Here is a 22,299-nt window from a genome sequence, read left to right on the forward strand (position 1 = left end):
ACGGCAAGCAGTATTTGTCGAAACGCAAACTTTGCGCCCCCCGCGAGGGGAGCCTAAATTACTGTAATGCGAAATCTGGAGACGCATCGTGCATCTAAGTCCTAACGATTCAAATCAATACCGCTACATTACCTTGAGCAATGAACTGCGTGTACTGCTGATTCATTCCGATACAGCTCAACAGTCGGCAGCTGCTCTGGCAGTGAACGTTGGACACTTCGACGACCCAAACGATCGCCAAGGTCTGGCACACTATTTAGAACACATGCTTTTTTTGGGTACGGAAAAATACCCTAAAGTGGGCGAGTTTCAAAGCTATATTAGCCAACACGGTGGAACAAACAACGCTTGGACGGGCACAGAGCACACTTGTTTCTTTTTCAATATTGCTCCAAATGCCTTTGAAAGTGCCTTAGATCGATTTAGCCAATTCTTTACCGCACCTTTGTTTAACGAAGAAGCATTAGACAAAGAGCGACAGGCTGTCGACTCCGAATACAAGCTCAAACTTAATGATGATTCTCGTCGCCTGTATCAAGTTAACAAAGAAGTCATCAATCCAGAGCACCCGTTTTCAAAATTCTCTGTCGGAAACTTAGATACTCTTGGCGACCGAGATGGTAAATCCATCCGCGACGAAATTGTAGAGTTTCACCACTCTCAGTATTCCGCCGATTTGATGACACTGACTCTATTTGGGCCACAGCCGCTCGATGAACAGCAAGCTTGGGTAGAAACCATGTTTGCCGACATCCCAAATCACCATCTTCGTGGAAAATCGATTGATGTACCGATCGGCACTGAGGAAAGCACGGGCATTTTGGTTCAAGTCGAGCCGCTCAAAGAGTTCCGTAAACTGATTCTCACATTCCCCATGCCGGGAATGGATGCGCATTATAGCGTGAAGCCACTCTCCTACTTTGCTCACCTGTTGGGTTATGAAGGAGAAGGCAGTTTGATGCTTCAACTCAAAGAAAAAGGCTGGATTACCTCTCTCTCAGCGGGCGGCGGCGCGAGTGGCAGTAACTACCGAGACTTTACCGTAAGCTGCACCCTGACGCCAAACGGCTTAGATCATGTTGATGATATCGTTCAAGCGGTTTTTCAATACCTCTCGATGATCAAACAAGACGGGTTAGATGAATGGCGCTATCTCGAAAAACAAGCGGTATTAGAATCGGCTTTCCGCTTCCAAGAGCCATCGCGCCCAATGGATCTCGTCAGCCATCTGGTGATCAACATGCAGCACTATCAACCGGAAGACACGGTTTATGGTGACTACAAAATGGCGGGCTACGATGAGGAGTTACAGCGTTCATTGCTGCGATACTTAACCATCGATAATGTACGCGTTACTTTGATTGCTAAAGGCCTGGAATACAACCGTACTGCCGAATGGTACTTTACCCCGTACTCCGTCACACCTTTTAGTGAAGGCCAACGTCGTTTCTATCAACAAATCGACCCAAGCTGGCAATTCGTCTTACCGAAAAAGAACCCTTATATTTGCTACGACCTCGACCCCATGCCACTCGAAAATGGTGATTCGCTGCCAGAGTTGATTGAGGATCTCGAAGGGTTTCGGCTGTGGCATTTGCAAGATGACGAATTTCGCGTGCCTAAAGGTGTCGTTTATGTCGCTATCGACAGCTCTCATGCCGTTGCATCACCAAAGAACATCGTCAAAACGCGCTTATGTGTAGAGATATTCCTCGATTCGCTAGCAAAAGAAACCTATCAAGCAGAAATCGCAGGGATGGGTTACAACATGTACGCTCACCAAGGTGGCGTGACCTTAACCCTCTCAGGGTTCAGTCAAAAGCTGCCTCAGTTGCTAGAAATGATTCTGCACCGTTTTGCTTCTCGAGATTTCAGCCCTGCTCGCTTTGAAACCATCAAACAACAACTGTTACGAAACTGGAGAAATGCTTCACAAGATCGCCCTATTTCGCAGCTGTTTAACGCACTTACTGGGTTACTTCAACCCAATAACCCGCCTTTCGCAACCTTAGTCGAAGCGCTAGAAGAAATCGAAGTCGATGAACTCTCGGTATTCGTAGAATCCATTCTTGCAGAACTGCACGTTGAAATGTTTGTTTACGGAGACTGGCAACGCCAGCATGCCCATGACATGGCAACGACCTTAAAGGATGCTCTAAGAGTTAACGAGCAACGTTATGAAGAGGCACTTCGTCCTCTCATTATGCTAGGTAAAAATGGCAGTTTTCAACGTGAGGTGCATTGTAATCAGCAAGATTCCGCGGTCGTTATTTACCACCAGTGCGAGGATATTGAGCCTCGTAGTATCGCGCTATACTCATTGGCCAATCACCTTATGTCGGCAACGTTTTTCCACGAAATCCGTACCAAGCAGCAATTAGGTTACATGGTAGGCACTGGCAATATGCCGCTAAATCGTCACCCTGGTATTGTACTGTATGTGCAGTCACCTAATGCAGCACCTGCCGAGCTGGTTACCTCAATCGATGAGTTTTTAAATGCCTTTTATATGGTGCTGTTAGAGTTAAACGATTACCAATGGCACAGCAGTAAGCGCGGCTTGTGGAACCAAATAGCAACGCCGGACACCACACTTCGAGGACGGGCTCAACGTCTTTGGGTTGCGATAGGAAATAAGGACACTGAGTTTAACCAACGTGACAAGGTACTGGCGGAGTTGAAGAAGCTGACGCGCGCAGACATGATTCGCTTCGTTGTGAACGAATTGAAACCTCGTACTGCAAATCGTTTGATCATGCACTCTCAAGGTCAAGCGCATTCGGAGGCTCCGCGCATCCATCTAGGACAAGAAATAGGATCGATTGAAGAGTTCCAACTTCGGCCAAAAGATTGCGGCTTGGGGTGATCTAGTTGCGCAGAAATAAAATTGTCGATTACTAGAATGAACCTACAAACCCATGAGATTGTCGGTCTCATAGATTGAATCGGCACCATAATTGGCAGAAAATTGAAATTGCGCCATTGCGGCTTATGCTCTAATTACCGCACTAAAAATAACTTAATGAGGTAATCATGAAAAAAGCACTTTTACTTGTGGCTCTTATACTGCCATTGGCATCTGCTCACGCTGAAATCTCAGTCAAAGGCGATGGTTTCGAACTAAGTGACGACTGTGTGCGCCTTAGCGGAGACAATGTATCCATCAAATCAGATGATTGCTCTTCAAAACAGTGGAACGATAAAGACAAAAAAGGTAATAGCAGCGTTCATGGGGACGACAACCCAGGTAAAGGCCACAATAAAGATAAGAAAGACAAGAAGAAGTAACCATTTCTTCTTTATGAAAAAGGCTTGCCACTGGCAAGCCTTTTTCTCTACCGAAGCAACGTTTAATAGAACGTTGTCCCTTCACCAGCTCGAGTAAGCAAACCATCACATGGCGCGTAACGATCGCCATACTTCGATGCAAACTCATTCATTTTCTCTACGAGCTCTTTAATGCCAAATTGGTCCATGTAACGGAACGGACCACCCAAGAACGGTGGGAAACCAATACCAAATATCGCGCCAATATCACCGTCACGTGGCGAGCGAATGATGCCATCATCCAAACAACGTACCGCTTCATTCAACATTGGCAGCACACAGCGCAACGCAATATCGTTATCGCTTAGCTTAGATTCAGGGTCGAGCTTAAGCAGTTTGTAAACTGATTTGTCGACATCTTTCTTCTTGCCCTTATAAGTGTAAAAACCCTTACCACTCTTGCGTCCTTTACGTCCATCATTTAACAAGATATCAAACACATCCGGGCCTTTGAATCGGTCACCTAACTCATTAACCAGAATCGGCATAATTTTCGCGCCAATGTCGACACCGACTTCATCCAACAAGGTAATCGGGCCGACAGGGAAACCAAAGTCAAGCAACGCCGTATCAATCTTTTCGATCGGTTCGTTAGCCAACAAAATATGCGCCGCTTCGTTCATGTATGGCGCAAGAATGCGGTTCACGTAAAAGCCCGCTTTGTCTTTCACTACGATCGGAGTTTTACCTTGCTTCTTAGCAAGTGCAACAACTGTTGAAACGGTTTCATCTGACGTCGTTTCATGCGGAATCACTTCCACCAAAGGCATTTTTTCTACTGGGCTGAAGTAATGCAAACCAACTACGTTTTCTGGACGCTCTGCTTTTTCTGCAATTTTGTGGATAGGCAACGAAGAAGTATTGGTCGCAAAGATAGTTTCTGTCTTAGCGTTCGCTTCAATGTCCGCCACCATTTTTTGCTTAAGATCTAGGTCTTCAAAAACGGCTTCAATTACGACATCAATATGATTAAAACTGGTAAAGTCGACACCACCAGACAGTTGCAGCATTTTCGCTTGCAGGTCGGCCTTGGATAGAATGCGACGTTTGCGCTGTTTCTCAAATAACTTGTAGTTGTAGTTGAGCGCGTTTAAAACGCCATCGTTGCTAACGTCTTTGATGCGAACAGGTACTTTTGCTTTTGCAACAGACACATGGCTGATTCCGGCGCCCATCAGACCACCACCAAGCACACCAACTTTATGAACTGGTGCTGGTTTCGCATCCGTGCCATTTTCTTTCTTCATTTCTGTTGTGGCAAAGAAGATCGAACGGAGCGCTTTTGACTCTGAGCTCATTACAAGCTCACCGAAGCGCTTCGCTTCAAGTTCTTGGCCTTTAGCGAAGCCTTTCTCTAAGCCATGTTGAATAACTTCTAGAATTGCTACCGTTGCTGGATAGTTACCACGGGTTTTTTGATTCGTTTTCTTCGCAGCTTGCTCAAATACAAACTTGCGCCCTAGCCCGCTACCAGACATCACCTTTTCTTTCGTCGATAGCTTTTTCGTACCCTTGTTTTTACCTTTGTCGATAAACTGTTTTGCTACGTCGAGCAAAATGGTGTCAGGCACACAGGCGTCCACAACGCCCAGTTTTTTAGCTTTCTTCGCACGAAGTTGTTTACCCGTCAGGATCAAGTCCAACGATGGTAACAGGCCAATCAAACGTGGCAGACGCTGAGTACCACCAGAACCTGGCAATAAACCAAGTTGTACTTCTGGCAGACCTAAACGCGTTTTGTCAGAATCCGTACAAACACGATAATCACATGCAAGAGCCAGTTCTAAACCACCGCCCAAACATGGGCCATGAATAGCCGCAACGACAGGATACGGTAAGTCCGATAGCTGCTGGAACAACTCCTGACCCTGCCTTGCTAAGGCTTCCGCTTCACTTGCTGTGGTGCATGCTTCTAGCATTCTAACATCTGCGCCCGCAACAAAATTGTCCGGTTTTAGGGAGTGGATGATCATCCCTTTAATACCACTGGAGTCTTTTAGCTGAGCAAGAATTTCTTTCATTTCGTCAGCAAAAGCCGCCTGCAGCGTATTCATTTTTTCATTAGGAACATCGATGGCTAACCAAGCAATATTTTGCTCATCAACCTTTAGACTAAATGCTTTTTGCTCGCTCATTACTCAACCTCCAGAATCATTGCCGCACCAAGACCACCAGCAGCACATGCGGTATTCAATGCAATACCACCGCCACGGCGTTTTAGCTCTCGTAGGGTTTGCGTCATCATACGCGCACCAGTCGCAGCAAATGGGTGACCATAAGCAATTGATCCGCCAAGCACGTTGAACTTATCCATGTCAATTTCACCAATCGCTTTTGAGCGACCAAGGTTTTCTTGAGCAAACTTATCGGAAGCAAACATCTTCACATTCGCCAATGCTTGAGCAGCAAAGGCTTCGTGCATGTCGATCAACGTCAGGTCTGACAGTTCCAAGCCTGTATTTTCAAGCACTTTCGCTGTGGCATAAGTCGGCCCCATCAGCATGTCCTTTTCCACACCGATAGCAGAGAATGCATAACCTCGGATGTAACCAAGGATCTCCATTCCGAGCTCTTTCGCTTTACCTTCTCGCATCAACATCACTGCCGCACCACCATCAGTCAATGGCGTACTGTTCGCAGCCGTAACACTGCCATACTGACGATCAAACGCAGGTCGCAATTTCGCGTATCCCTCAACCGTTGAGTCATGACGGATATTGTTGTCTTCCGAAATCCACTTTTTGTATGGTTCAGGGAAAGCCGTCATCACTTCATCTTGGATTTTTCCTTCTTTCCAAGCTTGAGAAGCCAGCGTATGAGAACGATATGCAAGCGCATCCTGTTCTGCGCGAGAAATACCATGTGTTTTAGCCATTTGCTCTGCAGTTTGTCCCATGGATAAACCCGTAGAGTACTCTGCTACTGCTGGTGGCACTGGCATCAGGTCTTTAAAGCTCAAGTTTTTGAGGATACTAAGCTTCTGACCCATTGTTTTTGTCTTACTAAGAGCAAGCAGATTAGCGGCCAATTTCTTTGATACGCCAATAGGCAGGACGGAAGAAGAGTCTGCACCGCCAGCAATACCAATATCGATGGTTCCCGCCATGATGCTTTCTGCGACATTAACCGCCGCTTGAAAACTCGTTGCACACGCTCGAGTCACACTGTAAGCATCAGTATGGATGTTCATACCGGTGCCTAACACGATTTCTCGTGCGATGTTTGGCGCTTCAGGCATTTGTACTACTTGTCCAAATACCACTTGTTCGATTAGCTTCGGATCAATATCTGTTCGAGCAAGCATTTCGCTTACTACCATTTTCCCTAAATCGACCGCTGGCACTTGGCTAAATTCCGTGCTTTGACGAGCAAAGGGAGTTCGAAGCCCCGCGACAATAGCGACACGCTCACCATTGCGTGTTTTTACTTCCTGCTTGCCCATTGTTTCTCCTTAAATACAAGAGGTCTGACCTGAGGCATTGTAATGAATTTGTTAAATTTATCAAACGTGCGTTTAAATAAACGTGAAGCAAGTAGTTCAATTACTCTACTTCTTTGATTCTTATGCGATTACTAATGGTTAACTATAGAGAGTTAAAACGGTAAGAGGTATACGGAAAGTAAAATCGAAGCAAAAAAAACCACACATAACTGTGTGGTCGGAATATCTATAAAACAATTAACTTACGCCAATTGAAAAGTAATCAGTTTCCTGATTAGGAGAAAGTAAAGTCAGCCTTCAAAAGGAAGTGTCATCTTGCTCAACATGTTAGTCGCAATGACTAACGAGATGACAAGGTGTACTATAACCCCTTCACTGCTTGATATTTTGAAATAGATCAATTTTATAGTGATTTTACGAGTTTTAAGCTCACCTAGAGCGATTATTGATTCAAAACAATTCAAGAATCCACCATCAGAAGTCCCTTTTAATGCTCCATCGAGTGAACTTATCCAAGCCATTGATTACTAATGATGATATTGTTAACAATATATATCAATTCGTGTTCGATGATATCTGACATTTGCGTATACACTTTTAGGTAACCACATGGCTTATTGTGTCAAAGGGGTTGCATGACAAATCCTGCAACCAAAACCGCTAGGCGATGAAGCAAGTAAAGTCATGCTCAGAACAAATAAGAAACTCACAGAGCGAGGATGGAGGCTCCTGTGGCCATATTAAAAATGTTTGGAAAGAAAAATTCCAACAGTCCGGTCAACTCTGATATGGACAAGCAAAGAAAATACGAAGCGCTCGTCCGAGGGTATCATCGTGACTTGTACCGCTACGCATATTGGTTGTGCAAAGATAAAGCGGTCGCGGAAGATCTAGTTCAGGAAACCTGTCTTAGAGCTTGGAAGTCACTCGATAGCCTCCAGGACGAAAAAGCTGCCAAGTCTTGGCTCATCACAATATTGAGACGAGAAAACGCGCGCCGCTTCGAACGTAAACAATTTGATTTAGTTGATATCGATGATTACGGCAATGATGCTAAAGTCAGCGATGAACCACATCATCAGCAAGAATGGCTGCAGGCACAGATCATGAAGCTCGATGTTGAATACCGTGAGCCTTTATTTCTCCAAGTTGTTGGTGGTTTCAGTGGAGAAGAAATTGGTGACATTCTTGATTTAAATAAAAACACAGTGATGACTCGACTATTTCGCGCTCGTAATCAACTTAAAGAGATGTTGGATTCTCAAGATACCAAGAGAGGACAAAAGAATGGATGATTTAGAATTTCGTCGTCGTATTTTGTCGGATCCAAAACAAAAGGATGAAGAGATTCTGCAAGCTTTAGCTGGTAGCGACGCCAACAATAAGTTTGTTGATGACGTTTTGGATCTCGATGTAAAAATTAAACAAGCCATGAATGTGGATGTACCCGAAGATCTCGCAGATAAGATTTTATTTAGCCAGACGTCGAGTGCACTTGATGAAGAGAAGGTCGTAAGACCAAACTTTGTCCGCAAAGCAATGGCACTTGCCGCTTCTATTGCGTTCACCGCAGGGTTATTAGTTGGCCAAGTAAACTGGGGAAATGTTTTGGTGTCTCCAGCACAAGCCAGTTTAGCGGATACCGCGATGAAACACGTTATTCATGAAGAACCGTTTGTTCGTCATCTTGATGAGGATGTACCGAGCTCGCAAATTAATGCGAAAATGTCGCCATTTCATTACCAGTTTAGTGAAAACTTTCCATATCACGTTTACTACCTAAACCACTGCGGTTTTGGCGAATCCAATGCGGTGCATATGGTGTTCCAAGGTCCAAAAGGTAAAGTAACGTTATTTATTACTGGTATTCCAAGCGAACAAAGTACCGACTTTAGTAAGGATGGCATGACCGGAATCGTTCAGCCCGTCGGGAGTTCAAGCCTGATTTTAGTCGGGGAAGAAGGTGAAAATATTGATGCGCTCGCTACGACTCTTGCATCAATGATTAAGCCGATGTAACAACTTCGACGATTTCCAGCCTTCAAAAGGTTAAATGCCGCTAAATGATCTTATTTAGCGGCATTTTTGTATAAATAGAACACAAAACATTCACCACCCCTATCACATTTAGAGCTTAAACTCTAAATTATGCATTTTAAGTGCAATTTCCCGTCTTTTAGACATCATTTCTGCAATTTTTATTCAATTTTATCCAATGGTCGGATTTGTCCAAGCAACTATTGATACTACTATCTGCGCCACTGAGCAAAAGCTCAATTTATCGTCCAAAGAGACGAATCTAATAAGGAAAAACAAATGACTCAGAACACGCGTCTGTTTAAAAAGACTCTCCTAGCAGTAACGGTAGCTTTTGCCTCAGGTCAATCGATGGCAGCGGGTTTCCAAATCAACGCTCAATCAGCAACTGGCATCGGCCGTGCATTTGCTGGTGATGCGGTAATCGCAGATAATGCAGCAGTAATGGCTCGTAACCCAGCAGCAATGGCTCTGTTTGATAAAATGGAACTGTCGCTAGGTTTCGAAAGCATTACTTCAATGATTGAAGTGAAAGATGCGAAATATAACGTTAATACTCCTTTGGGCTCCAATACTGTAAGTGTTGCTGATACTGATGATGTGGGTGATACGTCAATAGCTCCAAACATTCACCTAATCGTTCCAGTAAATGACAAGTTTGCATGGGGCGTAAACGCATACTCTAATTTCGGCACTAAAACTGAATTTTCAGATAACTACACTGCAACAGAGTACGGTGGTCTTACGGATGTAAAAAGCTTCAACTTTGGATTGGCGGGTTCTTACCGTTTAAACGAACAATGGAGCTTTGGTGCTGGTTTAGATTTAATCTACGGCCAAGGCACAATGAAGCGTACAACTAGCTCTTCAGTCCCAAGGGTTGGCGGTCAAAAAATTCTGGACGTAGATAAAGCTGATGGTTGGGCTGTTGGTTTTAACGTAGGTACTGTGTACGAACTAGATGAAAACAACCGTTTTGGTCTAGCGTATCGTTACAGCCCTGAATTTACGGCGAAAGACGACAAAGGTCAGGAAATCACGCTACCTCTACCAGATATGGCCGAGTTTTCCGGTTTCCACAAAATCCAAGACACTAAATTTGCTGTACACTACAGCATCCAATACATCGGCTGGAAAGATTTCGACCAAATTGATTTTGAGAACCTAAATCAGGGTTTACTTAAAGGTGGTTACTCGAAAGACTATCAATGGCAAGATGGCTGGCACTACGCAATTGGTGGTACTTACTACCTAAACAACAACTGGACACTTCGTGCTGGTTACATGTACGACACAAGCGCTCAAGATAAAGTAACGTCTATCTCGGTACCAGACTCGGATCGCCAGTGGTTCTCCACAGGTTTCTCTTACCATATTGATAATAGCTCAAACATCGATTTTGGCTTCACGTACTTGTTAGGTGAAGATGTAAAAGTTAATGAGAATACTCAATTAGCTCCTGGTCTTTCTACCGGTGTAACAGCAACAACTCATGCTGATGCAATTCTATTCGGCTTACAATACAGCCGTAGCTTCTAAACGCTTCGCTGTTAGTTAGTAGAAAAATACTTTATATAAAAGGCTGGATTTCCAGCCTTTTTTCATATCTGCGATTTATTGCCCACTCAATTTGAGTGAACACGTGTATCTAAATCTCACAATTAGGACGCACAGCTGTTCGCTGAATTCCGTTTACAAGCCTTTCACAGTTAGATTATTAAACCGCACAAATAACATTTGAAAGGATAATATTCCAAATGACCACTTACGCTGGATTTTCATTTCTAAAGTAAAAACTCTACCTTTAAACTTTCGTCCCACGTTATAAACAAATCAGCGAACATTCGAATGAAAACCAACAAGACTCTTCTATCAACAGCAGTGGCATTAAGCCTACTTGGCACAACGGGCATGGCTAACGCAGCAGGTTTCCAACTTGCTGAATATTCTGCAACAGGCCTAGGTCGAGCATATGCTGGTGAAGCTGCAATGGCTGACAACGCAAGTGCACAATGGCGTAACCCAGCAATGCTAACTTATTTGGAAGGCACTCAAGTGTCCGTTGGTGCAATCTATGTGAACCCAAATATTGATATTGAAGGTGATGTAAACTTCCACGGTAGCACTTCTTCTGCATCTTCAGATGACTTCGCACATGATGCAATCATTCCAAACTTCTACCTATCACACCAATATAATGAGAAATTCGCGATTGGTTTGGCATTTGGCACCAACTACGGCATGGAAACCGATTTAGGTAAAGGCTTTGGTGCCTCGCACTTCGGTAATGAAGCAAGCGTAACGACAATGGAAGCGAACTTAAACGCAGCTTACAAAGTCAATGAATCGATCAGCGTTGGTGGTGGTATCCGTTACATCATCGGCGAAGGCAGCTTTGGCGCAGCAGCTCCTAAGAATAACGTTGTAGGGTTAAACCCTGAAACTAATCAACCAATCAGTGTTCCTCAAGGTACCGCTCTAAAATACATGGAAGGTGACGATACCGCTTGGGGCTGGCAAGTTGGTACAGCATGGCAGATCAATGAAAATAACCGTATCGGATTCGCGTACAAATCTGAAGTTGAACTGAAGCTTGAAGGCCATGCTGAAGGTCTTGGTTTTGGCTTCGGTACTTCTGAACGCGACAACGGCTACATGTATCTAAACCTGCCTGCAACAGCTGAGTTGGCAAGCTTCCACCAAGTAACAGACCAACTTGCATTACACGCAAGCGTTAACTGGACGGATTGGAGCTCTTTCGAGAAATTGGAAGCACGTCTAGATACTGCTGGCACGCATATGGTTAAAGTAGAAAACTGGGAAGACAACTATCGCTTTGCTGTTGGTGCCACTTACCAGCTTGATCCTAAGCTAGCGCTACGCACTGGTATTGCATACGATACTTCAGCGGTAAGCGACAAAAACCGTACGATCACTATTCCAGAAACTGACCGCACTTGGCTAAGTATTGGCGCAACGTACGATTGGACGAAAGACTTCAGCCTAGACGCTGGCTTCACCTATATTTTTGCGAAAGACGCACCAATCGTTGAGTCTCGTGGTTACAAGTCAGACGACACTGCAGAACAAGTCGGTGGCCAATTTGTAGGCGAAACTACGGGTAATGTTTGGCTAATCGGTGTTCAAGCAAACTACCGTTTCTAACCAAGCTGCAAAATACAAAAAAGGCTTAGCATCAGCTAAGCCTTTTTTCATTTCTCTATTGTGAAGAACAACGCTTAAAAGTCTTCTAGGTATTCGTCTAAATACTCTTCTTCTTCGATGTTAACTTCTTCTACCGTTTCAACTTCTGCTTTAAAGTTTTGACGCTGGATATAAACATCGCGAGTTAGAATATATGGATCCGGCGACGAGTCTAGCTGCGCTTCTTGCGGCACTAATAAAGCACGCTTCTCCATGCCTTCAAACGCCCACTTACCCAAACTCGCCCAGAAGTTGAGATAAGAGAGGGGTAAATACGTACTATCTACGGTATCTGTCACTTCACGTAAGGTATACGGACCATAACCTGGAACCATGAAGTAAGGGCCATTTCCAACACCATAGTGGCCTACTGCATCACTGAACGCTTTCTCGTCGTACTTCGTAATACCAGCGGCACTTGCAATATCGAATAAACCGAAAATACCGAACGTCGAGTTAATCCAAAAACGGTTAAAGTGGTCCACGGCTTTCGTACCATTACCCATGATTAAGTTATTAACCATGCTTGCTGGCTCATCTAAGTTCGATAAGAAGTTAGCAATACCAGAACGAATAGGAACTGGCGTGTATTCTACATACGCAAGTGATACAGGACGAACCAAATACGGATCTAAATATTCGTAGTTGAGTTCCCACATGGTTCGGTTAAAGCCTTCCAACGGGTCATACACATCAGAAGTCGTTTGATTTGTTTCTTGTCCTGTTACTGCTTCATCAGGCGCACTTGAACAGCCAACCAGTCCAACGGCTAACAGCAACAAGAAGGTAGATTTACCCTTGTTATACATTTTATTTTCCATAACGACTATTAATGTACCTAAGTCACCCCGATTAACCATAGTACGTATGTTGAGCAGGATACATAGTAAAGATGACTCAGATATGGGAATAAATAAAGGCCAGCAATCGCTGGCCTTCGGTATTCTACTCGATCGTTTAGAGTCATACCACTAAAGGCAACTGACTCTACCTCGTTGTCATGTTTCAGAGACAGATGTTAACAATTAATACTGCTGATCAATGGTCACTTCTACTGGTGCGCCAAATTCAACGACGTCACTTTCTCCGTGCCAATCTTGATCACGCGTTGCTACGTTACCGTCAGAATCTACACGCACACGGACGATTAGCTTATCGAGTGAAGATAACTTTTGCCCTTGCATCATGGCATTGCCATCATCTAATACGACTGTGCGAGGGAAAGTACCTAGCGGATAACGAGCAGCAGCCACAGGCATTGGGGAGCCATCTGAACGATGTACTGACACAATCAGAACTGCGTTTGGATCCAACTGAGCATTTGGTGCCACATTAATTGTCACAGCTACACTCTTATCCGGTGAAACCGCTTCGCCCATTTGCTTACGAGCACTCTCAATACTGCGTGACAACATCTCGTAGCGGCTATCTTCTGGACCAATCATTTGCTGCATGATTCCCCAGTACTTGATGGCTGCCGGGAAGTCTTGACGCTCAAACGCATCGAACGCTAACAAAGAAAACACACGCAGATCGACATAGTCTTGCTGCATCAGCTTGCCGAGTAATGAGCGAGCCGTCGCTTGATCCATTTCCTCTTGAGACAGCATCAGAGCTTGTGCATAACCCAACATCACATCTGGGTCTTTTGGCTCTAGGCGGTACGATTTTTCCATCGCATCGATAGCTGTGGTGACATCACGATTTGCTAACGCAATACGACCTAGCAGTAACCAACCTGTCGAGTCTTCCGGCTGGTAATGTAAGCGAGTTCGAAGGGCAAGGGTCAAATCCGCCATTTCATCGTCACTCAGCGGCTCAGAAGAAGCCGACATCAGCTTTTTCGATAACTCAGGTAGATTTGCAGACACTTCTTGCCATTGAACAATATCGTCTGACGCGCCAAATTTATAATACAAACCATAGCTCAGCACCACTGTCAGAATTACCGATGGAACTAAAACCGCGATTGGAGAAACCTTGGTTTCTTTTTGCGCTTTATCACCAGGGATATCGTCAAGCAGTGATTGCTTTAGATCAGAAATCAGTTCGTCTTCACTTTCAACAAGACCTTCGTCAGTTTCTTCTGCAAGCTCAGATAGTCGGTCTTTATAAAATGCCTTGTTGAGCTCATCGCGTAACACATCATCATTGTTCGCTTTTTGTTTAAGCAGCGGCAAAGCCACCAGCGCACAAGCAATAAGCGTGAGAGCAACGGTGGAAATCCAAAATAGTGTCATTACTTCTTATCTCCGTTGTTCTCTTCTTCAAGCAATGCTTTTAAACGAGCTTCTTTTTGCTCATCCCATTGCTCGTCACTGCTCGCTTTTGCCTTAACTTTAGATTTACGGCTACGCAGCACAATCAAACCAAAACCACCCAGTACTACAGCGAGTGGCCCTAGCCACAAAATCGCAGTCGCGACCGTAAATGGTGGGTTGTAAGTCACGAAGTTACCGTAACGGGCGATCATGTAATCAACAATCTCATCTTTGGACTTACCTTCTTTGGTCATTTCGTACACCTTATGGCGTAAGTCCTGAGCAAGTTCAGCATTAGAATCCGAGATCGTGTTGTTCTGACATTTAGGGCAACGGAGCGTATGGCTTAACTCTTTGAACTGCTGTTCTTGTTCCAAATTATCAAACTCGTACACTTCAATGGCCGCATGAGCAGCAAGAGATAATGTCATCGCAGCAAAAACGGCAAGAATTAGCTTTCTCATTGCTTCGCCTCCTCAACCAATTTGTTGTAAAGCGGCTCCAGTGTTTCTGACCAATTACGTGGGTTTACATCCCCTACATGGCGATAGCGAATCACACCATTTGCATCAATAATGAATGTTTCTGGAGCACCATAAACACCAAGGTCAAGGCCAAGCATACCACTGCCATCAAATAGGCTGATCAAGTACGGGTTGCCGAGATCATTCAGCCAACCTATTGCTTTATTACGATCATCTTTGTAATTCATACCGATGATCTTAACGCCCTTACCCGCCAATTCGTTTAGGTATTTATGCTCTGCATAACACGTTGGGCACCACGTTGCCCAAACGTTCAAGAGCAACGGTTCACCTTTAAAAATTGATTGGTCGTACTGTTTTCCAGGCTCAGCCAGGTCTTCTAAATGAAATTCAGGAACTGGCTTGCCAACCAAAACCGACTCCAATTTAGTTGGATCATCGCCCTCTTGGTTACGCATTAATTGGGTTGCGAAAATGCCCGCTAAAATCATGAAAGCGACAAGCGGAATAAATAAGATTTTCTTATTCATGTTATGCCTCCTGCTCTTTTGACTTCGCATTTTTCTTCGGCGATTTACGGAAGCGGTAGCGTTTATCAGAAATCGCTAGTGCGCCGCCTAATGCCATAATCAAAGAGCCAGCCCAAATCCAACGAACGAACGGTTTATAGTAAATACGAACAGCCCAAGATCGGTTGTCGTCTAAACGTTCACCCATTGCAATGTATAAGTCGCGGCTAATACCACGGTCAATGGCTGCTTCAGTCATCATAGACTTAGCCGTACGGTAGAAGCGCTTCTCTGCGTGAAGCGTATTCACGTATTTGCCATCGTGTGTGATCTCAAAGTCTGCGATGTAGCCATCGTAGTTTGGACCATCTTTATCACGCAAGCCTGAGAAATAGAAATCATAGCCTTGAATTTGGAAGTGTTCACCAGGTGCTAAACGTACATCACGCTCGATGCTGTAGTTCTGTACCATCGCAATACCGATAACAGATACCGCCAGACCAACATGACCCAACATCATTGCCCAGTGGCTACGTTGCAGCTTGCGAACACCTTCACTAAAGCTATGACGGTGCGTTGCGCGCTCGTACAGTTCAAAGCCATGCATCGCAATAATCCAAATCGCCATCACCCAACCAATGTAAGCCATGGTTGAGAAGAAATCGGCAAACAGGTACACGCATAGCGCGGCCAAGGCGAAAGCAAGCACACCTGAAACGAGCATTGGCTTCACTAGTTTAGATAAATTGTCTCGCTTCCAGCGAATAAGAGGACCAATACCAAGCAGAAAAGCAAATGGCATCATTAACCACGCAAATAGCATGTCAAAGAATGGCGCACCGATAGAGACCGACCCCAAACCAAGCTGCTTGTGTACGAGCGGCAACAGTGTCCCCACTAACACCACAACAAGAGCGGCGATAAGTAATACGTTGTTGGCTAAGAGCGCATTTTCACGTGAGACTAAGTCGAAGTTACCTCGTACACGCACTGCTGCCCCTTTTACGGCAAACAGCAATAAAGAGCCGCCGATAACGAAAACGAGGAAGCCTAGAATAAACATACCGCGCGACGGGTCAGACGCGAACGCGTGCACCGATACTAAAATACCGGAACGGACTAAGAAGGTGCCCAACAAACTCAACGAAAATGCAGAGATTGCCAATAGTACCGTCCACGCTTTAAATGTGCCGCGTTTTTCTGTCACGGCAAGAGAGTGCATTAATGCGGTACCCGCTAACCAAGGCATGAATGATGCGTTTTCTACTGGGTCCCAGAACCACCAGCCACCCCAGCCAAGTTCGTAGTAAGCCCACCAAGAACCTAGTGCGATACCAAGTGTTAAGAATACCCATGCGGCGGTTGTCCAAGGACGAGACCAACGAGCCCAAGCCGTATCAAGGCGTCCGGTCATTAGGGATGCGATAGCAAAAGAGAATGCAACCGAGAAACCAACATAGCCCATGTAAAGCATTGGCGGGTGAACAATCAAACCAGGGTCTTGAAGCAGAGGGTTCAAGTCACGTCCGTCAACCGGGAAGAACGGTAACGTGCGTAGGAATGGGTTTGACGTTAGGATGATAAACAGTAGGAAACCCACTGAGATCATGCCCATAACAGCAAGTACACGTGCAACCGACTCTTGCGGCATACCACGACTAAACGTCGCTACAGCGACAGTCCAAGCAGCTTGGATTAAAACCCATAGCAACAGTGAACCTTCGTGCGCACCCCATACTGCGGTTAAACGGTAGTACCAAGGAAGCTGACTATTCGAGTTGCTCGCTACATACTGTAACGTGAAGTCGTTGGTATAAAATCCCCAACATAAAATGGCGAAAGAGAACAACAGCATCAGGAACATAGACCAAGATAGCGGTCGCGCTGTGTTCATGAGCATGGTGTTATTATTCGATGCTCCCCACAATGGCAATACGCTCAACAGCACAGCCATTGCAAGCGAAAGAATGAGAGCAAAGTGACCGATTTCAGCAATCATTGGCCGCTTCCTTGTTTCTGTTCGGTGCTGTATTGAAGCGGTTCATGCGTTTTCTTCATCGCTTCTGCAATTTCTGGTGGCATGTATTCTTCATCGTGCTTCGCTAGGACCTCAAATGCCTCAACTGTCGTGGCATCTTTCAGTACACCTTGAGCAACAATACCCTGCCCTTCACGGAACAAGTCAGGAAGAATACCGTCATAGGTAATCGTCACTTTCGGACCGACATCGTGCAGGTCAAAACTCACTTTCAAAGAATTAGGATCTCGACGAACTGAGCCCACAACCACCATTCCACCGATACGCAGACGCTGGCCTACTTCTGGCTTGGTGCCATCTGGCTTACCATTAACCAATTCCGTTGGAGTATAGAAAAGGTCCATATTTTGGTTAAGCGCATAAAGTATCAAACCAATGGTGGCACTAATACCGATAAAGATCGCTAGTACAATACCTAGCCTCTTTTTACGTCTCGGGTTCATAAGGTGTTCTCCATGTTCTTCGCTGCGTCGATACGAGCTTGACGGTCAATTTTTGCTTTCACTTCTTTCAATAATGCATCACCGCGGCGAAGGCTAGTGATCAGAAGAATCAGCATGGATAAGAAAGTAATACCAAACGCACTCCATACGTATGATGCGTAGCCACCCATGGCAAAAAAGTCGCTCAGAGATTCAAAATGCATAATCAGTTACCTCACTGAGTTTGTTCTGTTGCGAGTTTGCGCACCCAGGGGCGGTGACTTTCTTTACTGATGATTTCGTTACGAAAACGGACCATCGTCACGGCACCAAAGAAGAACGCAAAGCCAAAGATGTTCAGCAATAACGGCCAAAGCATGTCGGATGAAATAGAAGGTTGCTCAAATTTCGTGATCGTCGCACCTTGATGAAGCGTGTTCCACCATTCCACGGAAAAGTGAATGATAGGTAGGTTTACTACGCCTACGATCGCTAAGATACCAGCGGCTTTTGCGGCGGTTTTTTGATCGTCAAACGCATGGTAAAGCGCAATCACACCAAGGTAGAGAAATAGAAGAATCAATTCAGATGTAAGACGGGCATCCCATACCCACCAAGTGCCCCACATAGGCTTGCCCCAAACAGCACCTGTAAGTAGAGCAATAAAAGTAAATACTGCACCAATCGGAGCCATCGCAAGTGCCGCCATATCAGATAGGCGAACTTGCCATACTAGGCCAATAAATGCAGCGATCGCCATCGACATATAAACGCCCATAGACCAAATAGCTGATGGGACATGAATGTAGATGATTCGGAAACTGTCACCTTGTTGGTAATCTGAAGGCGCAAATGCAAGCCCCCAAACCGTACCAACCGATAAGCATACGAGGGCCAATACAGAAAACCAAGGCAGAAACTTACCACTCAAACGATAAGCTGCTTCTGGCTTGGCATAAGGATGTAGCCATTTCCACATGTTTTGTTCTCACTCTTACTTCAGGGACACTGTCTAAAGGGTTGAGACCGTAGCAGTGCTTTAATAATAATTCTTTGATCAAGCGCCGCTTCATTGGCACTTTATTGAGTTAGTTAACACTAACTCGCAATGCGGCACTGATGGCAAAAGGCGTTAATGTCATCGCCCCCATTAGCATCGCACCTAAAATCGCTAGTTGACCGTTATACGCCATACCGAGTGCCGCAGCATCAATTGCCGATGTTGCGAAAATCAAAATTGGGATGTAGAGCGGAAGAATAAGCAAACTCAAAAGAACGCCACCCTTTTGCAACCCAACAGTCAACGCCACACCAATGGCGCCAATAAAACTTAGTGTTGGTGTACCGATCATCAAGGTTAATACAACCGATAGCCAAGTATTGAAGTCGAGCGAAAGTAAAACCGCCAATAATGGGCTAATTAAAATCAGAGGTAACCCTGTTAACAACCAATGTGCTATGACCTTTGAAACCACTACAAGTTGCAATGGAATCGGCATTAGCATCATTTGTTCTAGTGCACCGTCTTGAAAATCATCACGAAATAGACGCTCTAATGATAATAAGGCGGACAGCAATGCGGCAACCCAAACGATGCCCGCTGCAATACGTGCTAACAAATTAGGTTCTGGTCCAATACTCAGAGGAAAGAGAGTAATGACAATAATAAAGAACCACAGCGGGTTCAGAATGTCTGCCTGACGGCGAAATGCGATTAGGAGCTCACGACGAATGATGGTGGTCATCGATGAAATCATATCAGTCACCCAGCTTTATTTTTCTAAGTTTCGGGCTGTCCGCAAACATATCTTGATGCGTCGTCAAGACAACAATACCGCCATTATCAGCATGACTTGCGAACAAAGATTCAAGCACCTTGACGCCTTGCTTATCAATGGCAGTCAACGGCTCATCTAAAATCCATAAAATTTGCTTACTGAGCCATAACCTTGCCAATGCGACTCGTCGTTGCTGACCTGCGGAAAGTTGTGCTACAGGCACATCTTCTCGACCAGCTAATCCTACTTGAGTCAAAGCGATGAAGATTTCTTCGTCTGAAGAGCGATTATTTTGAATAGATTGATAAAAACGTAAGTTTTCTAATGCGGTAAGCTCTCGTTTCACTCCTGTTTGATGTCCTAAGAAAAGCAGATCTTGATGGAAAACATCACGAGATTTTTCAACCTCTTCGCCTTTCCATTTAATGACACCTTCTTCTCTATCACCTAACCCTGTCACAATCCGTAGCAATGTAGTTTTACCAGTACCATTACGCCCTTCGATCTGGACCAATTCACCAGGCTTAATTTCAAACTGCAGGTTTTCAAACAGAACCCTTTCATCACGGATTGCTGTCAGGTTAGACACTTCTAACATAGAGCTTCAACTAAAAAATGAACGAGCCGCTATATTAGCACAGCTTAGTTATGACAAAACAGGATAAGAGGGCTAGGTTACATGTAAGTTCATGTATTTTTGTTAATTAATCATCACATTTTAATAAAATTAACTATAAGTAGTTATAAGCGCTCATTTTGAATTTGAGAGGCCAGAGCTAAGAGCAAGATCGACTGAAGGTTATCTAGGGTTGTATTTAAGAAGACCGTTAGCGGCTAAAAACGAAAAAAGAGGCGTAATAACGCCTCTTTTTTATCGCTTGATAACCTTTAGCGTCGACGACGTCCACGCGTTGGATATTCTGCGTCATCTGATGGCTGACCACTTAATGGTGGAATCTTCTCTTTCCCCGCCAGTTTCTTCTGCAGTGAAAGCATCAACTCAGCTTCGGCTTTTGGTAGTTCGCACTCTTCAATCAGCTCGTTGATATCAGCGCCAAGCTGTACCATTTTAGAAGCACGACTGTACAAGCGACCATCAGTATCAGCGTGTTCGAGTTCGCGAATTCTCTCGTTTAAGTGCTGAATAATGTCTTGTTGCTCCGTCACTTTTTGTCCAAGACCAACGACAACCGAGCGCACTTCGAGTAACTGCTTACTCAACTTTTGCACTTCTTTATCTGCGTGTCGAGATTGAGCTCGTTGTTGGTCTAACTGCTTTTGTAACCCCGAGCGAATCCGCAGTTGCAAAACAACCAATACTAACACGATAAAAGCGACGCCACCCGCAAGGAATGGAGCAGATAAAAGAGTCTCTTCAGCCATCATCATTCAGCCATTAAAGGTGAGCCATCTCGTCCCACTCGTCATCTGTTAGCAGCTTGTTCAAATCCACAAGGATAAGAAGCTTGCCGTCACGGTTGCTCACACCCTGGATGAACTTCGCACTCTCGTCGGTACCAACTGAAGGCGTCGTATCAATTTCAGAAGAACGCAGATAAACGACTTCTGCCACGCTATCTACTAAGATACCAATCACTTGACGCTCAGACTCGATCACAATAATACGAGTGTTGTCGGTGACTTCACCTTCCATCAGGCCAAAACGTGAACGTGTATCGATAACAGTAACTACATTACCGCGCAGGTTGATGATACCAAGTACATAATCTGGCGCACCTGGAACAGGGGCAATTTCAGTATAACGAAGTACTTCACGAACTTGCATTACGTTGATGCCGTACGTTTCTTCTTCTAGCTGGAACGTCACCCACTGAAGAACTTCGTCATTCGATGCATCTTTCTTCACTTCTACTTCAAAAGCTTGAGACATAGTTAATCCTCGTTAATGTCGTTCCCGACTTAAATCTAATTCAGTGATTTGACATCTAAACCGGCGTTTAGCATGTCAATGAGCGCCTGAACATGAATTAAGGCACACATTTTTTCTTTTACCATGCCCGCTAGCCAAGGGCGTTTACCCGCCTGCTCACGCCAGCGAACCTTGTCGATATTAAGCGTTTCAGTCCCCATTAATTGGTTACTGGCCAACCCCCACATGCTCTCACCAAGCATGACGACATATTGGTAGTTATCTTTATAGCTATCATCACGAAGCTTATCTGCCATCACCCATTTCGCGGTATCGACGACATCAAACTGCTGCTCGCGATTTGTTTGTAGCCCCAAATACCAGGCGGGTTTTCCTATCAAATGGTTAAGCTCGCTAATGCGATGAATACCACCTAACTCATCAAGAGGTACAGCAAACGTGACACCATTCACATCAAAGTAAAGAACTTGGAAGTCCTCACTTCGCTTCGTGCTTTCCCAGATCGTTGGTATATCGGAATCTGCTTGTGTTTCGAGTTCAGTATCGACGTTCGATTCTATATTGATACTTTGTTCGATCACTGCGTGAGGTTCATCCACCTCTGGTTGAGTTTCCTCAAAAACTGGCTCATCAATCACCCAGTCCTGTATTTCCTCAACACCCTGAAGCTCAGGCACCTCACTAAAGGTTTGTACCTCAGGCTCAGCCGCTTTTATCTCTGCTGCAATATCAATCGTATTTTGTTCAAGAATACTATCAATATCCAACTCAGCCACTGGGTTGCTTGCTTCAAGCTGACTTAATAACCTTTGCACATCTTCCAGATTTGGGGCTTCCAATTCTGGCGGGTACGCTTCTTGAAACTGGTAAGTTTCCGGCTCCGAGTATTGTAGCTGTAATTCTGG

At 44.8% G+C, this 22,299-nt stretch carries 21 protein-coding genes; 6 read left to right on the forward strand and 15 right to left on the reverse strand.

Annotated elements, in window-relative coordinates:
- Positions 1 to 88: 88 nt before the first annotated feature.
- Both R7E78_RS00925 and R7E78_RS00930 read left to right on the forward strand, forming a co-directional pair.
- Positions 89 to 2,866, forward strand: coding sequence for an insulinase family protein (locus R7E78_RS00925; protein ID WP_262640729.1), 2,778 nt, complete (start codon positions 89 to 91; stop codon positions 2,864 to 2,866).
- Positions 2,867 to 3,033: 167 nt separating this feature from the next.
- Complete coding sequence (locus R7E78_RS00930) at positions 3,034 to 3,288, forward strand: hypothetical protein (protein ID WP_005384444.1); 255 nt, start codon at positions 3,034 to 3,036, stop codon at positions 3,286 to 3,288.
- Positions 3,289 to 3,350: 62 nt separating this feature from the next.
- On the opposite strand, the gene fadJ is transcribed toward R7E78_RS00930, so the two are convergent.
- Together fadJ and fadI are read right to left on the reverse strand one after the other, a co-directional pair.
- Positions 3,351 to 5,462: a fatty acid oxidation complex subunit alpha FadJ gene (gene fadJ / locus R7E78_RS00935; protein ID WP_262640730.1), complete on the reverse strand. Its 2,112-nt coding sequence runs from the start codon at positions 5,460 to 5,462 to the stop codon at positions 3,351 to 3,353.
- The gene (gene fadI / locus R7E78_RS00940; protein WP_262640731.1) at positions 5,462 to 6,769 is read right to left on the reverse strand and encodes an acetyl-CoA C-acyltransferase FadI; all 1,308 of its coding nucleotides are present in this window, start codon (positions 6,767 to 6,769) and stop codon (positions 5,462 to 5,464) included. Before fadI ends, fadJ begins: the two co-directional genes overlap by 1 nt.
- A 719-nt stretch (positions 6,770 to 7,488) precedes the next feature.
- Here fadI and R7E78_RS00945 point away from each other — a divergent pair.
- The 4 genes from R7E78_RS00945 (at position 7,489) to R7E78_RS00960 (ending at position 11,971) form a co-directional block, all read left to right on the forward strand.
- The gene (locus tag R7E78_RS00945; protein ID WP_033907378.1) at positions 7,489 to 8,064 is read left to right on the forward strand and encodes a sigma-70 family RNA polymerase sigma factor; all 576 of its coding nucleotides are present in this window, start codon (positions 7,489 to 7,491) and stop codon (positions 8,062 to 8,064) included.
- Positions 8,057 to 8,788, forward strand: a complete 732-nt coding sequence (locus R7E78_RS00950; protein WP_033907380.1) for a DUF3379 domain-containing protein — start codon at positions 8,057 to 8,059, stop codon at positions 8,786 to 8,788. Before R7E78_RS00945 ends, R7E78_RS00950 begins: the two co-directional genes overlap by 8 nt.
- A 297-nt stretch (positions 8,789 to 9,085) precedes the next feature.
- A complete protein-coding gene (locus R7E78_RS00955) occupies positions 9,086 to 10,345 on the forward strand; it encodes an outer membrane protein transport protein (RefSeq protein ID WP_005384451.1) in 1,260 nt (419 codons plus the stop codon).
- Positions 10,346 to 10,654: 309 nt separating this feature from the next.
- Positions 10,655 to 11,971, forward strand: coding sequence for an outer membrane protein transport protein (locus tag R7E78_RS00960; RefSeq protein ID WP_047104363.1), 1,317 nt, complete (start codon positions 10,655 to 10,657; stop codon positions 11,969 to 11,971).
- 74 nt (positions 11,972 to 12,045) lie between these two features.
- Here the strand turns inward: R7E78_RS00960 and R7E78_RS00965 are convergent, their stop codons facing one another.
- The 13 genes from R7E78_RS00965 to R7E78_RS01025 all read right to left on the reverse strand — a co-directional run.
- Complete coding sequence (locus tag R7E78_RS00965; RefSeq protein ID WP_005380523.1) at positions 12,046 to 12,819, reverse strand: VacJ family lipoprotein; 774 nt, start codon at positions 12,817 to 12,819, stop codon at positions 12,046 to 12,048.
- A gap of 216 nt (positions 12,820 to 13,035) precedes the next feature.
- Positions 13,036 to 14,250, reverse strand: a complete 1,215-nt coding sequence (gene ccmI, locus R7E78_RS00970; protein ID WP_017820807.1) for a c-type cytochrome biogenesis protein CcmI — start codon at positions 14,248 to 14,250, stop codon at positions 13,036 to 13,038.
- Positions 14,250 to 14,735: a cytochrome c-type biogenesis protein gene (locus R7E78_RS00975; protein WP_005380519.1), complete on the reverse strand. Its 486-nt coding sequence runs from the start codon at positions 14,733 to 14,735 to the stop codon at positions 14,250 to 14,252. The genes ccmI and R7E78_RS00975 overlap by 1 nt, the downstream gene beginning before the upstream one ends.
- Positions 14,732 to 15,286, reverse strand: a complete 555-nt coding sequence (locus tag R7E78_RS00980) for a DsbE family thiol:disulfide interchange protein (RefSeq protein WP_005380518.1) — start codon at positions 15,284 to 15,286, stop codon at positions 14,732 to 14,734. The genes R7E78_RS00975 and R7E78_RS00980 overlap by 4 nt, the downstream gene beginning before the upstream one ends.
- Position 15,287: 1 nt before the next feature.
- Positions 15,288 to 17,264 carry a heme lyase CcmF/NrfE family subunit gene (locus R7E78_RS00985; RefSeq protein WP_017635943.1) on the reverse strand — a complete coding sequence of 659 codons (1,977 nt, stop codon included), beginning with the start codon at positions 17,262 to 17,264 and terminating at the stop codon, positions 15,288 to 15,290.
- The gene (gene ccmE / locus R7E78_RS00990; RefSeq protein WP_005380516.1) at positions 17,261 to 17,746 is read right to left on the reverse strand and encodes a cytochrome c maturation protein CcmE; all 486 of its coding nucleotides are present in this window, start codon (positions 17,744 to 17,746) and stop codon (positions 17,261 to 17,263) included. The genes R7E78_RS00985 and ccmE overlap by 4 nt, the downstream gene beginning before the upstream one ends.
- Positions 17,743 to 17,949 (reverse strand): heme exporter protein CcmD, encoded by a 207-nt coding sequence (gene ccmD, locus R7E78_RS00995; RefSeq protein ID WP_005380515.1) that lies wholly within the window; start codon positions 17,947 to 17,949, stop codon positions 17,743 to 17,745. Before ccmD ends, ccmE begins: the two co-directional genes overlap by 4 nt.
- An 11-nt stretch (positions 17,950 to 17,960) precedes the next feature.
- Positions 17,961 to 18,704, reverse strand: coding sequence for a heme ABC transporter permease (locus R7E78_RS01000; protein ID WP_005380513.1), 744 nt, complete (start codon positions 18,702 to 18,704; stop codon positions 17,961 to 17,963).
- Between the two features lie 109 nt (positions 18,705 to 18,813).
- Positions 18,814 to 19,482: a heme exporter protein CcmB gene (ccmB, locus tag R7E78_RS01005; protein ID WP_005380512.1), complete on the reverse strand. Its 669-nt coding sequence runs from the start codon at positions 19,480 to 19,482 to the stop codon at positions 18,814 to 18,816.
- A 1-nt stretch (position 19,483) separates the two neighbouring features.
- Entirely contained in the window at positions 19,484 to 20,101 is a 618-nt protein-coding gene (gene ccmA, locus R7E78_RS01010; protein WP_005380511.1) for a cytochrome c biogenesis heme-transporting ATPase CcmA, read from the reverse strand.
- A gap of 290 nt (positions 20,102 to 20,391) precedes the next feature.
- Positions 20,392 to 20,886, reverse strand: coding sequence for a DUF2802 domain-containing protein (locus tag R7E78_RS01015; protein ID WP_031777229.1), 495 nt, complete (start codon positions 20,884 to 20,886; stop codon positions 20,392 to 20,394).
- 13 nt (positions 20,887 to 20,899) lie between these two features.
- Positions 20,900 to 21,394 carry a chemotaxis protein CheW gene (locus R7E78_RS01020; protein ID WP_005380507.1) on the reverse strand — a complete coding sequence of 165 codons (495 nt, stop codon included), beginning with the start codon at positions 21,392 to 21,394 and terminating at the stop codon, positions 20,900 to 20,902.
- Between the two features lie 35 nt (positions 21,395 to 21,429).
- Positions 21,430 to 22,299 (reverse strand): chemotaxis protein CheW (locus R7E78_RS01025; RefSeq protein ID WP_318057581.1); only part of this gene is annotated, 870 nt, incomplete at its 5' end.

This window comes from Vibrio sp. YT-19(2023) (assembly GCF_033337395.1).

Bases quoted from the DNA above. Each gene is read 5' to 3' on its own strand.
- R7E78_RS00930 (WP_005384444.1), top strand. From the start codon at position 3,034: ATGAAAAAAGCACTTTTACTTGTGGCTCTTATACTGCCATTGGCATCT.
- fadJ (WP_262640730.1), bottom strand. From the start codon at position 5,462: ATGAGCGAGCAAAAAGCATTTAGTCTAAAGGTTGATGAGCAAAATATT.
- fadI (WP_262640731.1), bottom strand. From the start codon at position 6,769: ATGGGCAAGCAGGAAGTAAAAACACGCAATGGTGAGCGTGTCGCTATT.
- R7E78_RS00945 (WP_033907378.1), top strand. From the start codon at position 7,489: ATGGAGGCTCCTGTGGCCATATTAAAAATGTTTGGAAAGAAAAATTCC.
- R7E78_RS00950 (WP_033907380.1), top strand. From the start codon at position 8,057: ATGGATGATTTAGAATTTCGTCGTCGTATTTTGTCGGATCCAAAACAA.
- R7E78_RS00955 (WP_005384451.1), top strand. From the start codon at position 9,086: ATGACTCAGAACACGCGTCTGTTTAAAAAGACTCTCCTAGCAGTAACG.
- R7E78_RS00960 (WP_047104363.1), top strand. From the start codon at position 10,655: ATGAAAACCAACAAGACTCTTCTATCAACAGCAGTGGCATTAAGCCTA.
- R7E78_RS00965 (WP_005380523.1), bottom strand. From the start codon at position 12,819: ATGTATAACAAGGGTAAATCTACCTTCTTGTTGCTGTTAGCCGTTGGA.
- ccmI (WP_017820807.1), bottom strand. From the start codon at position 14,250: ATGACACTATTTTGGATTTCCACCGTTGCTCTCACGCTTATTGCTTGT.
- R7E78_RS00975 (WP_005380519.1), bottom strand. From the start codon at position 14,735: ATGAGAAAGCTAATTCTTGCCGTTTTTGCTGCGATGACATTATCTCTT.
- R7E78_RS00980 (WP_005380518.1), bottom strand. From the start codon at position 15,286: ATGAATAAGAAAATCTTATTTATTCCGCTTGTCGCTTTCATGATTTTA.
- R7E78_RS00985 (WP_017635943.1), bottom strand. From the start codon at position 17,264: ATGATTGCTGAAATCGGTCACTTTGCTCTCATTCTTTCGCTTGCAATG.
- ccmE (WP_005380516.1), bottom strand. From the start codon at position 17,746: ATGAACCCGAGACGTAAAAAGAGGCTAGGTATTGTACTAGCGATCTTT.
- ccmD (WP_005380515.1), bottom strand. From the start codon at position 17,949: ATGCATTTTGAATCTCTGAGCGACTTTTTTGCCATGGGTGGCTACGCA.
- R7E78_RS01000 (WP_005380513.1), bottom strand. From the start codon at position 18,704: ATGTGGAAATGGCTACATCCTTATGCCAAGCCAGAAGCAGCTTATCGT.
- ccmB (WP_005380512.1), bottom strand. From the start codon at position 19,482: ATGATTTCATCGATGACCACCATCATTCGTCGTGAGCTCCTAATCGCA.
- ccmA (WP_005380511.1), bottom strand. From the start codon at position 20,101: ATGTTAGAAGTGTCTAACCTGACAGCAATCCGTGATGAAAGGGTTCTG.
- R7E78_RS01015 (WP_031777229.1), bottom strand. From the start codon at position 20,886: ATGGCTGAAGAGACTCTTTTATCTGCTCCATTCCTTGCGGGTGGCGTC.
- R7E78_RS01020 (WP_005380507.1), bottom strand. From the start codon at position 21,394: ATGTCTCAAGCTTTTGAAGTAGAAGTGAAGAAAGATGCATCGAATGAC.